Raw genomic sequence first — 16,929 nt, forward strand, 5'->3', positions numbered from 1 at the left:
TCCCCCACCCTTTCCCGACCATGATCAAGCTCACCGGCATCGCAGACGAAGCAGGCGCATCCCTCGATGTGCAAATCCAGGCCCACCAGGAACTCGGCTGGGACAGCATCGAGTCACGCGTTGTCGAATTCGACGGTGTGAAAGGCAATCTGCATGAGATTCCGGACGCGGTGTTCGACAAGGTCGCATCCCGTCTGCAGGAGCGTGGCATGAAAGTGAGCGGTTTCGGCTCTCTCATCGGCAACTGGGCCAAAAAGATCACCGACGACTTCAGCATCACCGAGGCCGAGATCAGCCGCGCCATCCCGCGCATGCAGCGCCTTGGAGCCAAACTCATTCGCGTCATGAGCTACGCCGTGTGCAAAACCGACGGCCAGGACGACGCGGAGCAGTTTGCTCCCGAGCGCATCAAGCGCATGAACGAAATCAACAAGCGCTTCGCCGACGCCGGCCTCACCGTCGTGCACGAGAACTGCATGAACTGGGGCGGCATGAGCCCCACCTATGTGAAGCGCATGGCCGAGGCCGTGCCGGGCATGAAGTGGGTCTTTGACACCGGCAATCCCGTCTTCATCGATGACCGCGACCGTCCCGGCCACAAGCAGGACTCGTGGGAGATGTACCAGGCCATCAAACCCTTCATTGCCCACGTTCACGTCAAAGACGGCATCTGGGACAAGGCAAAGAACGACGCCACCTACACCTTCCCCGGCGAAGGCGAAGGCCAGACCGAGCGCATCATGAAGGACCTCGTCGATACCGGTTACGAAGGCTACATCAGCATCGAACCGCACGTTGCCGTCGTCTTCCACGGTGCCGGTGCCGCCGACAACCTCTCCCCCGAGCAGAAGGCCAAGGAGCAATACGACAGCTACGTCAAATACGGCCGCATGCTGGAGGCCATCCTCAAGAAAGTCGGCGCGAAGCTGGGCTGACGCCCAAGGAATGGGGGACTCCGTCCCCCTTCAGAGATTTCACGGGGGACAGAGTCCCCCGCTCCTTGGTCACACCTCAAACACACCGCTGCCTCCCGACAAAAACACCTCCCAGTCGCGCACCTTGTGGTGGTTCTTGATGAGATGCGTCACCGGCAGCTCACGCGGCACAAAGGGACGCCGCAGCAGCTTCAATCCCGCCTCCTCAGGCAGCTTGCTGCCCTTGCGGCTGTTGATCTTGCGGTCCGCCAGCACGCAATTCTCCCAGGTGCTCGCCCCACCGCGTGAGATCGGCACCACATGATCGATGTTGCCCTCGCTTGGCTTGAGCTTGCGGCCTGTGTATTGGCACACGCCCCCGTCTCGCTCCCAGATCGCCTTCGCGCAGAACTTCGGCCGGCGTTTTGGCACCTTGTCAAAGCGGGCCAGCACCAGGACCGACGGCACACGCACCGGACGGTGCACCGTGCCGATGCTGTTGTCGCCCTCACGCACCGGCAGAGTCAGCCACTCCTCCCAGGTCACGGGTCGCATGTCCCCTTCCCCGTGAATGTCCAGCGCGGTGGCGTTTCCTGCCGCCATCATGCCAAAGGCCTCAATGGGCGTTTTCGAGTCGATGGCCTGCCAGTGCCGGTTCAGCACTAGTACCGTTGATTTGGTCAACACTTCATTCATGCACAGCTCCTGAGTTTGGAATTTCGGCACGAAGGAAATCACACATGCAGCGCGAGTTCCTTGATGTTGGACGAGCATGCTGGCGAGTCCCGGCGATTTGCCAAGTGGCAAGTTTGTTTCTGCCTGCCTCTTCCTCCTTCTTCTACTCCTACTCTTCCTCCTACGCCCTTGGTCAGCGGTCCAAACACCCAAACCGAAGGGTGGTGCATTCAGGGCAGGAGGACGAGGGAGATTTGCTTGTTGAGGCCGTATTTGAAGCCCAATCCGCCTCGTTTTGGCACTTGCGAGAGATTGCGCTACTTCACCGCCTCCAACTGCCAGTGAACGCACTCCGCCATGAAGAAGAGACAGGTGTGCAGGCGGCTCCAGTCGTAGTGTGTGAGGGCAGCGTGAATGTCGTTGCGTGATTGGGCGATGATTTTGACGTTGTCACTGAGGCTCACGATCCAGGCGGCAAAAAGCGGATCACGCATGCCTTCAAACTCGGCGAGGCGGCGCGGGCTTTGCTTGTTCCAGACGCGGTATTGCTGCTTCGCGAGCGTCACGGACTCGCCGATGTCTTTTTGCGGTTTCCAGCCTTCGAGGACGTTTCGCCAGTGGATGTCAAAGACAAGCGTGTTGGCGTTGTCGTAGCCCTGGCAGCGCGAAATGTGCCGGGCGGCGCTGGCGGCGTTCGCATCGAGACCGCGCTGGAATTGCGCCCTTTGCGCGGGATCGCTTTCCATTTCCCACAGTGCCCGCAGCGCGGCCTGCGAGCTGGCGGAGGTCCAGATCGGCGGGCTTTCGGGATAACGCGGCGGCTCGCCAGGCGCGACGTATTGCACGCCGTCCGCACAAACCTGCGCACGCGTGCGATTCGAGCCAGGAGCCTTCTCCACGAGGCGTCCGCGATACATCGCAAGCCACCGCGCATTGCCCGTGAGCTGGTGCAGTGCCCGCAGAACGAAGAGGAACCGCGTCGCGGCATCAAACTGCGGCTCCGCACCGGAAAGGATGCCAGTGGTGCCCTCGAAGCCGCCTGCCCAGCGACCGAAATAGCCGAGTTCTTTTCGCTCGCAGGGCATCCTCCACTCGTTCGCCTCCAGACCGCGTGCCACGCTGACCATGGTGTCGATCACGCGTTGTTTTTCATCAGCAGAAGCCAAGCCGCTCGTCGCATAGCGCCACATGCCGTAAAACCACGGATAGGTCTGGTCGCTGGAACTCGCCGCGTAGTGACCTTTGCCATCTGCGGCGATCCCGCGAGCGATGAAGCCCGGCGTGCGGCCGATGTCCGCGAGTTTCAAAAGGCCGCCCGCGATCTTCCGCGCCTCCGCGGCCGTGCGTGCATCGTTCGTGGCCTTCCATCGATTGCACAATGCATCGAGATACAGACCGCCAAAGAACGCGCCGTTCTCAATCGGCGACCACCAGCCCAGCGCGTTCGGTTTGTCCGCCGCGCACTCTTCGGCGGTTGGCAATTCAACCGCGCCATTGAGCGAGGTGTAGTCGAAGAACGTGCCGTGAGGAGAGATGAAGCGTTTCCAGATCTCCACGTGTGCTTTTTCGATGAATTCTGCTGCGCGACTCGTTGTGAGCGGCTTCTCAGGCATTTGAACGGCATCGACATCACTGAGCCTCACCTTGAGCAGTTCGACGCTTTGCTTGCCTCCGGCGAAGGCGATGAAGAGGCTGCCTTCGTGCTCGATGACGTGTGGGTAGTCGATGTGCCTGCCGCCGACGAGATAGAGCATCTTGGTGAAGACGAGGCCGTCATTGCTGATCGAGAGCGTGAGCGGATCACGCTTCTTCGGGTTCGGATTCGAGACGAGGACATAGCGGCCGTCGAGGAGGCGCAGGCCGCTGATTTTGGAGGTGGCGTCGGGGAAGTTCGTCTTCTGCGGCGTGCTCCAGGTGCGGCCATCGTCTTTGGAGAAGGCGCGGTAGAGGAAGCCGCTGCGGCGGTTGTCACGGAAGACGGCGGCGAGCGTTTGGTCCGGCAAAATCCACCAATCGGGCTCCTCGGCCTTCAATTCCGAGGCGCTGCCGAGCACGGGGAAGGACTGCCAGTCGCTCAACGACTTCACGCCGCCGACGAGGAAATGGACACCGGTCGTCTTGTAGTCGTGCTGGCGGCGCGACATCATCCAGTCGCCCGTGCGCAGCCTCATCGGCGGGAAGTTGTTGATGGTGTCGTCAAAGACGAGGCCTGCATCGCGCCACTCGCTTGCGGCTTTATCGAAGCGGAAGGCTCGGAGTTCGAGGCTGGGGCCGAAAAAGCCAGCCGCCTCGTCCAGCGAAGCCAGTGCGAGCAACTCGCCTTCGCGTTTCCAGAAGCCGCGCGAGATCCAGCGCATGCCTTTGTCGGTTCTCGTGCCGTAGTGCGGCGAATCAGGCCCCGAGTTCGGCGGAATCGGCGTCAGGAACTTCGGCTCGCTCCATTGCAAGCCATCAGCACTCGTCGCAAACTTCACCCGCTGCCCCACTCGGTCCTCGATGCCCGGTCCATCGCTCCACATGGCCCAGAACTGCCCGTCATGATGCGCGAGGTAGTTGTGCTGGTTCACCCCGCCTCCCTTTTTGTCCAGCTTGGCAAGATCAGCACCTTTCGCCCGCACATCGCTGATCACCGCATGCTCACACGGCACCCTCGGCAGCGCGGCGAAGTCGATGTCATGCGTGTTTTCCGGCACCCACGACCCGGAAAGCATGATGGGGGATGATGCATCCGGTGCCGCGATGGAGGCACCGCAAGCGACACAGTGGATCGCGAGCAAGAAAGTGACAGTTTTCATGGGGTTGTTTGGAGCTTGTTGCCCGGCAGCAGGAACATGCGTCCGGCCTCGTTGCAAATGAGCAGGTTCGGGCCGTTGCCGCCGAGCAGGGTGCCGACAGCGCCCGTTTCATGTGCGCCGCCCGGCTGAATGACAACATTCTGCTCATCTCGGAAGACGAGCGGACGAGCGAACTTCATTGCTTCATTCGTGCCGGTGTTCAGCATCACCAGCGGTGTGCCGATGGTCTTCTTGAGCTTCGCTGGAAGCGCCTTGTCCACGAGACTTCCGATCAAACCTCCGACAACCGGGTTTTGGCCGAGCGCAGCCATGGGATAGCCTGTTTCACGATCCGGAATCGCGACCACACGTCCGGTGCCGATGACGAAGTCGAGAGCACCATCTTGATTCCAGTCGAAGAAATCCAGTTTGCAGCGTCCGCTCATGCCTCCAACTCCGCCACTGGTGCCGATGAGCCTTCCGTCGTCGAGCTTCAGCTTGCCACCGTCTTCAACGTTGTAGTCATCAATGCGCCAGTAGAGGTGAAAATGGTCGTCGCCATCCACGATGGCCAATGCAATCCGGCCACCGATCTTCGCCAAGGCAGGACGGCAGCGCCACATGCCATGCAGGTCGATGCCGTCGCAGTAAAGCGGGCGTGCGGCATCGAGTTTCGCCGCTGTCTTTGTGCCACGGTTCAAATAGATCAGGTAATTGCCTGTGATGTCGCCGGTGATGAGGTCGAGCACGCCGTCGTCATTCCAATCGATGGCATTGGGCGAGAGATAGCCCCAGCGAGCTTCTTGAAGACCCTGCAAGCTGCCGGAATAGCCCGCCTGCACCTGAATTTCGCGGCCGCCAGCCTGCACACGCGTCGCAGGCAGAAACTTCGGCTCGTCGTTGCTGCCGACGTTCTCAAAGAAAAGGACAAAGCCCTCCGAATTGCCCGCCAGGATGTCGAGCACGCCATCGCCATTCCAGTCCACCGTCGTCGGCGAGGGCAGTGTGCCCGCATAAAGGTCCGCATGTTCCTGCAAAACGGAAACCGGCTCCGCAAACACTGGCGCACCCGTCTTCGCCCACTTCCCGGTGAAGCGGTAAAAATACAACGATCCCTCGCCACACGCGATCAGCCCACCCGGATACGCCGCCACGCTCGGATTGATGCTCGGATGCCGCAGTGCATTGCCATCTTCGCCTGCGACGAGGCGCTTCGTTCCGAGAGCAAAACCGCCCTCCGCTTTGTTGTGATAGAACACCAGGTTGCCCTGCCGCGATCCCGTGATGAGATCGCGCTCGTGCCCGGAGCCGAGGTCGATGCCGGTGATGCCGTGCATCGAAAAGAACACTTCCCTCTTTGTCTTCGTGATCTGTCTCACCTCACCCTTCGCCGGCCAGCCGATCAGGTAACGATAGCGAAGCTCGCCAACCGCGATGCCCGATGAGTTGAACGGACGCCATTCCTCTGTGTTCGCGCTGCCCTCGGCGCCTTTGCCGCCATTCGATAGCTCAAACGCGAGATCGTAACCCTCACCATTCGTCAGCACACCGAGACTCGATGGCGACTTCACCGCCTTGGGCAGTTTCTCACGCTTTGTTTCGCGAAACTCGAGCTTCTCCCGATCAAATTCGGTGGTGACGAGTTCCTCCTTGTCGATCCAGAGGCCGATCACGGCACCGCCGTCCCGCTGAAACACGCTGCCCTTGTCTTTGAACGCGCATTTCACCACCACGGGCTCCGCAAACACCGGCGCGCCGTTTTCAGACGTGTCCACCCACTTGAACAAATGCACCGCCTGCGGCCCGCCATACCCAGCCACGAACAAATCCGGCTGCTTTCCGCCAAACACCCGTGCATGCCCCAGCACGTGATGGTTCAAATTCACCAGTGCCAGCGGCCCGCGCCCGTTCGGAGCTGCGGATTGCAGCGCCTTCGTGCCTGGCGGCAGATGCGGTTCGGCGGCACTGCAAAGCGTGGCGACCAGCAAGAGGTAGAGCGGTTGTTTCATAGGCATCAAACTCCACCTCAACGACGGTCGTCGCGCCAGAATTCACGCGCATTCATCATGTCTGAATGAAGCGTCTAGAATGGACTTGGGGTGCCTGGATCTGCCTCGATAAAGGTTTGCATAGGTCGCTGCTGCCAGGGTTCGGCTGAAGTTTTCATATTGAATGGTGTAACCAGCAGTTGAAACCAATGGCATTGGCGACTTAATCCAGCCTGGATCCAACAAAGTGTCCCGGTAGTTCAATGGATAGAACGAGGGTTTCCTAAACTCTAGATACAGGTTCGATTCCTGTCCGGGATACCAGCGAGAGAAGCGCTGTGTGGGAGGGTGAAAGGACGTGGAGGGACGAAAAGGGACGTCCAAAGACGGGTGTTGAGGTGACGGGGGCGTGACGAGCGGACATCGACGCATGCGGCGGCCTCCCAAACGGCTCCGGGCTGCAAAGCCTGATCAGCTTCCAAACAAGGCGGTGTGACAACATTTTAAATACAAATAACTTGCACATGCAAGTTAATTGCGGTTAATCGGCGGCTCGCATGAAAACCTCTCCCTTTTTCTTTGCCTTCGTTTTTGTCGCAGGTTCTGCCGTGAACTTGCTGGCCCAGCAGCGCCATGATCCGGCGCATAATCATGAGGGGGAGGTGATCACATTGGATGAGATTGTGATCTCGGCTCCGCTGGACCGGCCGCTGCATGAGCAGGCTCAGGCGGCGTCGATCATGACGGCGGAGCAGTTGAATCTGGCTCTGGAGCCGTCGCTGGGCCAGACGCTGGCACGGATGCCTGGGGTGAGCAGTTCGTTTTTCGGCCCGGCGGCCAGCCGACCGGTGATTCGCGGCCTTGAGGGCGACCGGGTGCGGATTCTGCAGAATGGTCTGAACACGACGGATGTCTCGGCGGCGAGTTTCGATCATGCGTTGAGTTTTGATCCGTCGAATCTGAAGTCTGTGGAGGTGATCCGTGGTCCGGCGACGCTGCTGTATGGTTCCGGGGCCATCGGTGGCGTGGTGAATGCGATTGATGGCCGGATCGTGGACGAAAAGCTCGATGGCACTCTGCGTGGATCGATGGGGGGCCGCTTTTCATCGGTGGATCAGGGTTACCAGACCAACATGATGTTGGAAGGCGGGCTCGGCGGCCTGGCGTTTCACGTGGAGGCATTCACGCGGGCTTCGGAGGATTACCATATCCCGGGAAACACCCGGACGGTGGGGGAGCAGGAGCGCAATCCGCCTCCGTTTGAGCAAAGTGGCGTGGCACCCAACACGCGTCTGCGGAACGAGGGTTTCTCCGCCGGCATGAGCTATGTGTGGGACGAGGGCTTTGTGGGTTTCTCCTGGACGGAGTTTCACAACATCTACGGTTCCCCGGCGGAGGAATCGGTGTTCATCGATCTCTATCAGACACGTCTGGACGTGCGTGGTGCCTTTTACAAGCCGCTCCCGTTCATCAAGGAGATCGACTGGCGCTTTGCATGGTCGGACTATGAGCATACCGAGTACGAGGACGGGATGGACAACACGGTTTTCAAGAATGACGGCTACGATGCGCGTGTGGAAGTGAAGCACGAGAAGGTCGCCGGCATGGAGGGCGTGATCGGCTTCCAATCGGATCGCAGCGACTTCTTTGTGGCCGGGGCTGAGGCCTACATGCCGCCCTCAGTGACCGAGTCGAACTCGCTCTTTTTCTTTGAGGACATCAGTCGGGGGCCTCTCAGCTTCCAGTTCGGCGGTCGATACGACCACATTTCCACGCGTTCGCGTGACAACGACGTGTTTGGCAGCCCACGCCAGCGCAGCTTTGACAATCTGAGCGGGTCGGCAGGCGTCGTTTACAAGGTGGATGAAGAATACTCCGGGGCCTTCACCATCACCTACTCCGAACGTGCGCCGACGGCGCAGGAACTGTTCTCGAATGGAGATCATGCCGCGACGGGCACGTTTGAGGTCGGAGATTTCGGCCTCGGGATCGAGCATGCGGTCAGCTTCGATCTGAACCTGCGCAAACGCACCGGCTGGGTCACCGGCAGTGTGGGTGGCTACTACAGCATGTATGACAGCTTCATCGGCCTGTTTCCCACGGGGGGCACCGGCCCCGGGCCCGACTTCAATCCTGAGTACGCGTATCGTGGCGTGGGGGCGCAGTTCATCGGTGGCGAACTGGAGGCCACGCTGCATCTGCTTCATCCGGTGACGGAGGAGAAGAAGGCTGCGACGAACCTGCACTGGGAATTCAAGGCAGACGCCGTCCGAGCCCGCGATGACAGCACAGGCGGGTCCCTGCCACGCATTCCGCCGTTCCACCTGACGAACGCGCTGGTGCTCGAGCGCGGCGGTTTTGGTGCACGGCTGGAAGGCATCTACGCAGCGCCGCAGAATCGCGTGGCGATGAATGAAACCGCCACGGACGGCTACTTCCTGGTGAACCTGGCGCTGAGCTACCGGTGGGTGCAGGGGCCGACCACGGTCGATTTCTATGTCAAAGGGATGAACCTGACGAATGAGGATGCCCGTGAACACACGTCCTTCCTGAAGGAACGTTTACCGTTGCCGGGGCGTGGGTTGGTGGCAGGGATGAAGGTGTCGTTTTGAGGGCTCATCAGGCGAGCCCTGGAGTTTCTCAAATTTGAACGACTCAATTGAATGTCTTCGTCATATTTGAAATAAATTCAATAACATTGGCTTGCTGGAATGGCTGTGGATTGTTATAATTACAATCAATCAGCCCTCCGGCTCGCTTATGGAAGCCACCACTCCAACCGCCAACTTGCTAAATCACGCTTCAGCCGTCCCGGCTTTGGAAGCGCGGCGTGCGTGGCGTGAGCAGCAGCCTCTGTCGGCCCACTTTTGGGTTTTGATCACCATTCTCGGCGACCTCGTCATGGCGATCCTGGCCGCCTACTCGGCCTACGGTCTGCGGTTTCACACGATGCTGCGGGATTTCGGGAACTTCGACGCCATGACCTTCCGTCAATATGGCGGCCACATGGCGCTCGGCAGCCTTTCGCTCGTGCTGGTGCTCGGCTGGCAGGGCATCTACCATCAAAACGTGCTGCTGCGCAGCCGTTGGATTTCCTCAAAGATCGCAAAAGCAGTCCTGACCTGGACTGGCGGCTTCCTGGCCATCACCCTGGCGCTGAAATTGCAGCCTGGCATTTCCCGCGCCTACGTGATGCTGAACGGAGCCACGGCGCTGCTGCTGCTGCTCGGCTGGCGCTCGCTGTTGATGTATTTCCTGCGGGTGTCGGATTGCATCAAGGTGCTGCGTCAGCGCACGTTGTTTGTGGGCTGGAACAACGAAGCCATGGCGCTTTGGAAGACCCTGAAGCGTGATCAGGCCGGCGCGTATGAGGTTCTGGGCTGGGTACACGCCGGCAGCCCGGAGACCAAGTCTCCTTCGGACGGGTTGTTCTCCTGCCTGGGCAGCCTGGACCAGGTCGAGCATCTGGTGATCAACCACGCGGTGGACATGGTCGTAGTGGCGGACCTCCATGGTCCGCGCGAACAGATGATCGCCCTCGCCAACCTGTGCGAGCGCGAAATGATCCAGTTCAAGGTGATACCGTCCTGCTTCCGGGTGTTTGTTTCCGGGCTGACGCTGGAAACCATCGCTGGAACGCCCGTTCTGGGGGTGAACCGCCTGCCGCTGGACGACACCTTCAATTTCGTCATGAAGCGCTTCGTGGACATTGCCGGCGGAGTGTTCGGTTTGATCGTCAGCGCCCCGGTGATCGCCGTTTTCAGCGCCATCGTATGGCTGGAGTCCCGCGGGCCGGTATTTTATCGCCAGCGTCGCTGGGGGGTGAACGGCGTCCCCTTTGAAATCATCAAGATACGCTCGATGCGTCTGGACGCCGAGAAGTCCAGCGGAGCCCGGTGGTGCGTGAAGGACGACCCCCGTCGGCTCAAGATCGGCGCCTTCATGCGCAAGTGGAACATCGACGAGCTGCCGCAGTTCTGGAACGTGCTAAGAGGCGAAATGAGCCTCGTGGGCCCGCGTCCCGAGCGGCCGGAGCTCATCGCCGCCTTCAAGCATGAGATCCCGCACTACAACGCACGGCATCACTCCAAACCGGGGATGACGGGCTGGGCGCAGGTGAACGGGTTGCGCGGCGACACCGACCTCGGTGAACGCATCCAGTGTGACCTCTGGTATCTGGAAAACTGGAGCCTATGGCTCGACCTCCAGATCATGCTGCTGACCTTCTTCAAGCGCGACAACGCCTATTGAGCCCAGGGCGATTCATCGGGTGACAGGTCTGTTCTTGTTGCTAATTCTGCCGAAATGCCGCTCTTCACGGTCTATACCCCCACTTTCAACCGGGCGCACACGCTTCACCGCGTGTTTGACAGTTTGCAGGCACAGAGCTGCCGGGACTTTGAGTGGCTGGTGATCGATGACGGCTCCACCGACGGCACAGCGGCTTTGATGGCCCGGTATCAACAGGAAGCCACGTTTCCGCTGCGGTACCTTCAAGAGCCGCATCGCGGCGCACATCACGCGCACAATCTCTCCCTCCGTGAATCCCGTGGCGAGCTCTGGGTGAAGCTCGATTCCGATGACGGCTGCGTGCCTCAGACCTTGGAACGCCTGAAAAACCACTGGGAAAGCATTCCGCTGGAACTCCGTGACCAGTTCTCCGGCGTCACCGGACTCTGCCTTGATCAAAACGGAACCCTCGTCGGCTCACGTTTCCCATCCGATCCGCTCGACTGCTCGGCTGCCGAGCTGGAATACGTTCACAAAGTGCGTGGTGAGAAGTGGGGATGCCTCCGGCTTGATGTTCTCCGCCGCTTTCCCTATCCGGAAGGCGTGTCTGGAAACTTCATTCCCGAGTCCTTCATCTGGTGCCAGGTGTCGAAGATCTTCAAAACGCGTCATTTCAACGAGGCACTGCGCATTTACTGGATGGATGCTCCTTCGCTCGTTCATGGCCGGTCCGATCCGCGCACGAATGCCGCAGGCCACCGCCTCATGTTCAAAACGGTGCTCGATCTCGAGAGCGGCTGGTTTTTCAGCGCCCCGCTGCGCCTGTTGCGTGCGGCGGTGCAATACAGCCGCTTTGCCTGGCTGAGCGGCCGCGGACTGGCGCGTCAGTTTTTCGAATTGAACAGCCTCGGCGGCCGTTTGCTCTGGCTCATGGCACTGCCGGGCGGTTGGTGGCTGTGGCTGCGCGACTGCGCCCAGTTTCCGCTGCCTTGAGATCAGTTCACGCCCGCACCAGCGCCGGTTCGGGGTACTCAAAGGTCCGTCCCTCGTAGTTGCGGATGAGGACACGTTGTTCATCCCGCAGCAGCACGTAATCCGGGTTCACCGGCACCTTTCCGCCGCCGCCGGGGGCGTCGATGACGAACTGCGGCACGGCATAGCCGGTCGTGTGGCCGCGGAGCTGCTCAATGATCTCGATCCCGTCGGCCACGCTGGTGCGCAGGTGCGACGAGCCCTGGATCAAATCGCACTGGTAGAGGTAATACGGACGCACGCGGCACATCAGCAGCTTGTGCAGCAGGCTCTTCATCACATCCGCGCTGTCGTTCACGCCGCGCAGCAGCACGCTCTGGTTGCCGAGTGGCACGCCATGATTCGCCAGCAGCGCCAGACCGTCACGCACCTCCGTCGTCAGTTCGCGTGGATGATTGGTGTGAATGCTCAGCCACAGCGGGTGGTGCTTCTGCAGCATGCGGCAAAGCTCCGGCGTGATGCGTTGCGGCAGGAAAATGGGCACGCGGCTGCCGATGCGGATGAATTCGATGTGCTTGATCGCCCGCAGACGCGTCAGGATGCCATCCAGCTTCCCGTCCGAGAAGAGCAATGGATCGCCTCCGGAAAGCAGCACATCACGCACCTCCGTGTGCCGCTCCAGATAGCGGAAGGCGGCCTCGAATTCGGTGTGAAGTTCCTGTTCGCCCACGCCGGACACCACACGACTGCGGGTGCAGTAGCGGCAGTAGCTGGCACACCGGTCCGTCACGAGAAACAGCACACGGTCCGGGTAGCGATGCACCAGTCCGGGCACCGGCATGTGGCTGTCCTCGCCACAGGGATCGCTCATTTCATCGGCATCCTCCCAGGTCTCCTCGATGCGCGGGATCACCTGACGGCGGATCGGGCAGTTCGCATCTTCCGGGTCGATCAGATTGAAATAGTGCGGCGTGATCGCCATCGCCAGCTTGTTGCCGGAGAGCAAAACACCTGCGCGTTCCTCTTCAGTGAGCGTCAGATGCTCCTCGAGCTGCGCCAGCGTGGTGATGCGGTTCTTGAGCTGCCAGGTGAAGCTGTTCCAGTCAGCCGGAGAGACGTTCTTTTCGGACCAAAAGCCAGGAGCGTGGGAGCGGAACTCCTTCTCAGGCAGCGTGGGGGATTCGTGCATGTGCTGCGGGTCGGTGGGCGCGGAGGTTAGGCGTGGAGTGGCTGCCATGTCAAACGTCCCCTGCGCCCGTTTGGGTGCATTCGCGGCCCATCTTCGTGGCGGATGGCATTTGTCGTGACCTGACACCGGCGTCGGGTGGTCGAAGGCGGGCACGGAACGTTGCTTGCAGCGTGCCCGGGTCCTCCGCATGATGAACTCGATGTCCACGCCAGCGCCCTCAAACACGCCCGCCTCACGCCCAACGCCGCCGAAACTGCGGTTCACCGAGGAGCACTTCTTCAATCGTGAGCTGAGCTGGCTGGCCTTCAATTCACGCGTGCTCGATGAGGCCGCCCGCACCACGCTTCCAGTGCTGGAGCGCGTCAAGTTCCTCGCCATCACCGCCTCGAACCTGGACGAATTCTTCATGGTCCGCGTCGGCGGTCTCCAGTTGCTGCGGGAGCAGGGCATTCGTGCGCGTGACAGTGCCGGTCTCACGCCATCGCAGCAGTGGGACCAGATTCATCAGCACGCTGCCACATATGTCGCCCGCCAGTATGAGATCCTGGGCCAGTTGGTGCCGCTGCTGATTGAAAACGGCATCCGCCGCCTTCCTGGAGCCGATTTGACACCGGCGCAGCGCACGCATCTCCGCGAATACTTCGACGAGCACATCTTTCCGGTGCTGTCCCCGGTCGTCGTCGATGACGCCGGTGCCCGTGCGGCCATTCCGGCGCTGAACATCGTGCTGCTATGCACCGTGAGCGACGATGAGGCCAGACGTCATGTCTTGCTGCCGCTGCCGGCCAATCTGCCGCGCCACGTGGCAGTTCCCGACCCGGATGGCGGCCAGTTCCTCTACGTGAACCTCGAAGACGTCGTCGCCCTCTTCATCGGCGAGTTCTTTCCGTCTGAGAAGGTGTCTGAGCCCGCCCGTTTCCGTGTCAGCCGCAACACCGACATCACCGTCGATGACGAAAGCGCCTTCGACCTCGCCAGCGAGATGGAGGAGGTGCTCGAAGCGCGTCTCAAGAGCCCCGCCATCCGCATCGAAATCGAGTCCGGTGCCTCCCGCGAGCACACACGCATCATTCGCGATCTTTGCGGTGCGAAAACCGCGCAAATGTATGAAGTGCCGGGTGAACTCGACCTTCGTGCCTACTTCCAGATCGCCAGCATCTCTGGTTTCGATGAGTTGAAGGTCGATTCGTGGGACAGCCATCTCAGCACCTCGATCACACCCGGTGAGAGCATCTTCGACGCGATCAAACGCGGCGACATCCTGCTGCACCATCCGTATGAGAGCTTCGATCCTGTCCTCGCACTCGTCGAAGAGGCTGCGGCTGACCCAAATGTCATCGCGATCAAGCAGATCCTCTATCGCACGGCGAAGAACAGCCGCATTATCTCCGCCCTCATCCGTGCGGCGCAGGCTGGAAAGCACGTCACCGTGCTCGTGGAGCTGAAGGCCCGCTTCGACGAGGCCCGCAATCTCGAACGTGCCGCCGATCTCATCAACGCGGGTGCCCAGATCATCTACGGCGTCGCCGGTTTGAAGACCCATGCGAAGGTCTGCCTCGTCATGCGCCGCGAATCAGGCCACATGACGCGCTACATGCACTTCGGCACGGGCAACTACAACGAAAGCACCGCAAGGCTTTACACCGACATCAGTCTCCTCACCTGCCGCGCCGAATACGGCACGGACGCCTCCGCGTTCTTCAACACCGTCACCGGCCGTTCCCGCTTCGTGCATTTCAACAAGCTCAGCATGGCCCCCTACGGCCTGCGCGAGCGCCTGCTGTCCATGATTCGCAGTGAAACCGAGCGCGCACGCCAGGGCGATGCCGCCGAGATCATGCTCAAGATGAACGCGCTCGAGGACCGCCAGATGATCGAGGCGCTCTACGAGGCCTCGCAGGCCGGCGTGAAGATCCGGCTCAACGTCCGCGGCATCTGCTGCCTGCGTCCCGGCGTCAAAGGCGTCAGCGAAAACATCAGCGTCGTCAGCATCATCGACCGCAATCTGGAGCACGCCCGCATCTTCTGGTTCCGTCAGGGCGGCAAGCCGGTCGTCTTCATCGCCAGCGCCGACTTCATGAACCGCAACCTGTCGAAGCGCGTCGAGTTGCTCACTCCGGTGGAGGACAAGGAGGCCCGCAAACGCCTCCAGCACATCCTCGAAGTCCACTTCGCTGACACCGCCCGTGGTCGCATTCTCAAATCCGACGGCACCTGGCAGCTTCCAAACGTCACCGCCGCCAAAACGGTGCGTTCACAGGAGCAATTCGCCAAGGAAATGGCCAAACGTGCCCGTCAGGCGAACGAGTCTCCGGACGTCCTCGTGCCGCACACGCCGAAGTGATCAAACCGCCGGCCACAGCGCCTTGTAAACCAGCGCACCGAGGATGCCGCCGATGATCGGGCCTGCGACGGGAATCCAGGCGTAGCTTCAGTCGGCGCCGCCTTTCACGCGCGGGGTTGATGGCATAGGCGGTGGTGGGAGCATACATCCAGAACAAGGAGCAGTAAGACAAGCGTCTCATACACCGCTTTGAGCGGTTAACACATTACAAGCCCCCGGCTCTGCCGGGGTATCTGAATGGGTTACCATGGCAATCTAAGAGTGTTAACACGGTTAAAATACCGGGGTAAGCCGAAATTGTTGAGATGGTAACCCGCTAAACCAAATGGGTTAACCCGCGCCAGACGCTAATATCAATATTACAGCATGGTTAATATGTACATGAGCTTCAAAAGACAGAACTTGCCATCAAGAATCTTGCACAAGCTAATGAGCGAAGGGGTAGGGGTCCCGGTTTCAGCTGAACATGTGCTGTCCTTAGCTGGCAACAGTAGCTGGTATGTAATTCGTGAGCTGGCTAAAGCAGGGGATCTGCTAAATCCGGAACTTTATAAAGGCCCTTTGCCGCTAGGAGTAGCGCTCAAGCTCGAAAGGCTTGGGATACTTAATCGAGACATGCTCCGTGAGAAGCTCATGTCACACGAATTAGATTTGGGTTCAATGAGTTACATTGGGAAAAAACGCGCAGATCGCATTTTAAAGTGGGCCGGGATCGATCCAGCATCCAATCGAATGGTGTCTATCAGGTTAAGGCTGCCACTAAGAGTGCTTCAGCAGCTTCGCCGTTTTGGGAAATCGTCTGAAACCATGACTGAAGATAAAGCTGCCCGCATCACGATTAATCACGTTCTCAAATGCTTCGGCAGGTCAAAAGAATCTCATCATAAAGAACCAGATAATCCAAGAATAAATAGATAGATCTACTGAAAAATAATCCCAGGAAATGAACTCGGGCGAATACTGCATCTCCCAAGTGGTCAGTTAGTTCATAAAACACAAACAATATGATGTCTTTATCAAGCGCTCAGAAAAACATTTGGCGTTTAGCCAAGCGGATTCTCTTTGTGGCTTTAGCGCCAACCCTGTTGCTTATACAATTATTATGGGTATGGACCTATGATTCGAGCGCCAACATATTGAACAGCACCTTCACCGATTTTGCTGTTGGTGGCGCGGTGTTAATGATCATCGCTGTCTGCATCTATTTCATCTTTACGACCGCTTCTGGTCACGCAGACTGGCGATGTTATCATCGCGGTCAACTAAACACGCAGAGCTTGACACCTCGCGTCTCAGATTCAGCGGAACTGGGGCGTTTTTATAGCGGAGGCGCAGTGGCGATGAAGCCCTTGGTTGACCTCATGGGCGATTTCTCCGCTAGGCACAAGAATCTGCCGCTCGTTCTTTTGCTTTCAAGAAACGGTGCGTTAGAATTCAAAGCGGGCTGGTACTGCTCTCCCACCCTCGGTTTATCCCTTGCGGCCCAAATCGAAGCCAACTCGCCGAACTATGTCACTCACCAATGCATCGTTAAGGTGGCGGAACGCCTTATGTCTGTATTCTCCGTGCCTTTTGCCACGCGTCTTGGCACCGCAACGCTTCTCATCTTACAGCCCGATGAGCCTTCATTAGATATGGCAAGGAACGCATTCATGCAGGGAGCCGCACCTGAAATTCCTTCTCTTGTTAGTTCGATGGCTCGACTTTTGGAGACTCAAGCGGGACTGGACGGCTTGGGCATTGTGCTTCCACCGCCAAAGAGGCTGCGAATGATAACGAGTCTTCGCTGTCCTGAGTGGGTATCGAAGGTAGCAGCGGCGAAAGCGGAGTGGTAGGAAGAGGG

11 protein-coding genes, 1 tRNA gene and 1 pseudogene are annotated in these 16,929 nt (G+C 59.5%); 8 read left to right on the forward strand and 5 right to left on the reverse strand.

Annotated features, from left to right (window positions below; genetic code table 11):
- The first annotated feature begins 20 nt into the window (after positions 1 to 20).
- Complete coding sequence (locus tag IAE77_RS15715; protein ID WP_294228162.1) at positions 21 to 935, forward strand: sugar phosphate isomerase/epimerase family protein; 915 nt, start codon at positions 21 to 23, stop codon at positions 933 to 935.
- Between the two features lie 69 nt (positions 936 to 1,004).
- Here the strand turns inward: IAE77_RS15715 and IAE77_RS15720 are convergent, their stop codons facing one another.
- From IAE77_RS15720 to IAE77_RS15730, 3 genes are all read right to left on the reverse strand, one after another.
- Positions 1,005 to 1,610 (reverse strand): HNH endonuclease, encoded by a 606-nt coding sequence (locus IAE77_RS15720; protein ID WP_294228163.1) that lies wholly within the window; start codon positions 1,608 to 1,610, stop codon positions 1,005 to 1,007.
- A gap of 296 nt (positions 1,611 to 1,906) precedes the next feature.
- Positions 1,907 to 4,384, reverse strand: coding sequence for an exo-alpha-sialidase (locus IAE77_RS15725; protein ID WP_294228164.1), 2,478 nt, complete (start codon positions 4,382 to 4,384; stop codon positions 1,907 to 1,909).
- Positions 4,381 to 6,372, reverse strand: a complete 1,992-nt coding sequence (locus tag IAE77_RS15730) for a VCBS repeat-containing protein (protein ID WP_294228165.1) — start codon at positions 6,370 to 6,372, stop codon at positions 4,381 to 4,383. Before IAE77_RS15730 ends, IAE77_RS15725 begins: the two co-directional genes overlap by 4 nt.
- 228 nt (positions 6,373 to 6,600) lie before the next feature.
- Between IAE77_RS15730 and IAE77_RS15735 the strand changes: the two genes are divergently transcribed.
- From IAE77_RS15735 to IAE77_RS15750, 4 genes are all read left to right on the forward strand, one after another.
- Positions 6,601 to 6,675 (forward strand) — tRNA-Arg (locus IAE77_RS15735).
- Positions 6,676 to 6,908: 233 nt separating this feature from the next.
- Positions 6,909 to 8,963, forward strand: a complete 2,055-nt coding sequence (locus tag IAE77_RS15740) for a TonB-dependent receptor (protein WP_294228167.1) — start codon at positions 6,909 to 6,911, stop codon at positions 8,961 to 8,963.
- A 148-nt stretch (positions 8,964 to 9,111) separates the two neighbouring features.
- Positions 9,112 to 10,602, forward strand: a complete 1,491-nt coding sequence (locus IAE77_RS15745; protein WP_294228169.1) for an exopolysaccharide biosynthesis polyprenyl glycosylphosphotransferase — start codon at positions 9,112 to 9,114, stop codon at positions 10,600 to 10,602.
- A 54-nt stretch (positions 10,603 to 10,656) separates the two neighbouring features.
- Complete coding sequence (locus IAE77_RS15750; RefSeq protein WP_294228171.1) at positions 10,657 to 11,574, forward strand: glycosyltransferase family A protein; 918 nt, start codon at positions 10,657 to 10,659, stop codon at positions 11,572 to 11,574.
- 7 nt (positions 11,575 to 11,581) lie between these two features.
- Here IAE77_RS15750 and IAE77_RS15755 read toward each other — a convergent pair whose 3' ends face one another.
- Positions 11,582 to 12,742 (reverse strand): KamA family radical SAM protein, encoded by a 1,161-nt coding sequence (locus IAE77_RS15755; RefSeq protein WP_345780987.1) that lies wholly within the window; start codon positions 12,740 to 12,742, stop codon positions 11,582 to 11,584.
- A 187-nt stretch (positions 12,743 to 12,929) separates the two neighbouring features.
- On the opposite strand from IAE77_RS15755, the gene ppk1 reads away from it, so the two are divergent.
- A complete protein-coding gene (gene ppk1 / locus IAE77_RS15760; protein ID WP_294228175.1) occupies positions 12,930 to 15,086 on the forward strand; it encodes a polyphosphate kinase 1 in 2,157 nt (718 codons plus the stop codon).
- On the opposite strand, the pseudogene IAE77_RS30920 reads toward ppk1, so the two are convergent.
- Positions 15,087 to 15,191: pseudogene (locus IAE77_RS30920) on the reverse strand (aquaporin); the annotation flags it as partial.
- Positions 15,192 to 15,452: 261 nt separating this feature from the next.
- Between IAE77_RS30920 and IAE77_RS15765 the strand changes: the two are divergent.
- Both IAE77_RS15765 and IAE77_RS15770 read left to right on the forward strand, forming a co-directional pair.
- The gene (locus IAE77_RS15765) at positions 15,453 to 16,004 is read left to right on the forward strand and encodes a hypothetical protein (RefSeq protein WP_294228177.1); all 552 of its coding nucleotides are present in this window, start codon (positions 15,453 to 15,455) and stop codon (positions 16,002 to 16,004) included.
- Between the two features lie 86 nt (positions 16,005 to 16,090).
- Complete coding sequence (locus tag IAE77_RS15770; protein WP_294228179.1) at positions 16,091 to 16,921, forward strand: hypothetical protein; 831 nt, start codon at positions 16,091 to 16,093, stop codon at positions 16,919 to 16,921.
- Positions 16,922 to 16,929: the final 8 nt, after the last annotated feature.

Source organism: Prosthecobacter sp. (assembly GCF_014879935.1).
Classification (GTDB): Bacteria; Verrucomicrobiota; Verrucomicrobiia; order Verrucomicrobiales; family Verrucomicrobiaceae; genus Prosthecobacter.

Coding starts and splice junctions, on each gene's coding strand:
- IAE77_RS15725 (WP_294228164.1), bottom strand. CDS start 4,384: ATGAAAACTGTCACTTTCTTGCTCGCGATCCACTGTGTCGCTTGCGGT.
- IAE77_RS15750 (WP_294228171.1), top strand. CDS start 10,657: ATGCCGCTCTTCACGGTCTATACCCCCACTTTCAACCGGGCGCACACG.
- IAE77_RS15740 (WP_294228167.1), top strand. CDS start 6,909: ATGAAAACCTCTCCCTTTTTCTTTGCCTTCGTTTTTGTCGCAGGTTCT.
- IAE77_RS15720 (WP_294228163.1), bottom strand. CDS start 1,610: ATGAATGAAGTGTTGACCAAATCAACGGTACTAGTGCTGAACCGGCAC.
- IAE77_RS15745 (WP_294228169.1), top strand. CDS start 9,112: ATGGAAGCCACCACTCCAACCGCCAACTTGCTAAATCACGCTTCAGCC.
- IAE77_RS15765 (WP_294228177.1), top strand. CDS start 15,453: ATGGTTAATATGTACATGAGCTTCAAAAGACAGAACTTGCCATCAAGA.
- ppk1 (WP_294228175.1), top strand. CDS start 12,930: ATGATGAACTCGATGTCCACGCCAGCGCCCTCAAACACGCCCGCCTCA.
- IAE77_RS15730 (WP_294228165.1), bottom strand. CDS start 6,372: ATGAAACAACCGCTCTACCTCTTGCTGGTCGCCACGCTTTGCAGTGCC.
- IAE77_RS15755 (WP_345780987.1), bottom strand. CDS start 12,742: ATGCACGAATCCCCCACGCTGCCTGAGAAGGAGTTCCGCTCCCACGCT.
- IAE77_RS15770 (WP_294228179.1), top strand. CDS start 16,091: ATGATGTCTTTATCAAGCGCTCAGAAAAACATTTGGCGTTTAGCCAAG.
- IAE77_RS15715 (WP_294228162.1), top strand. CDS start 21: ATGATCAAGCTCACCGGCATCGCAGACGAAGCAGGCGCATCCCTCGAT.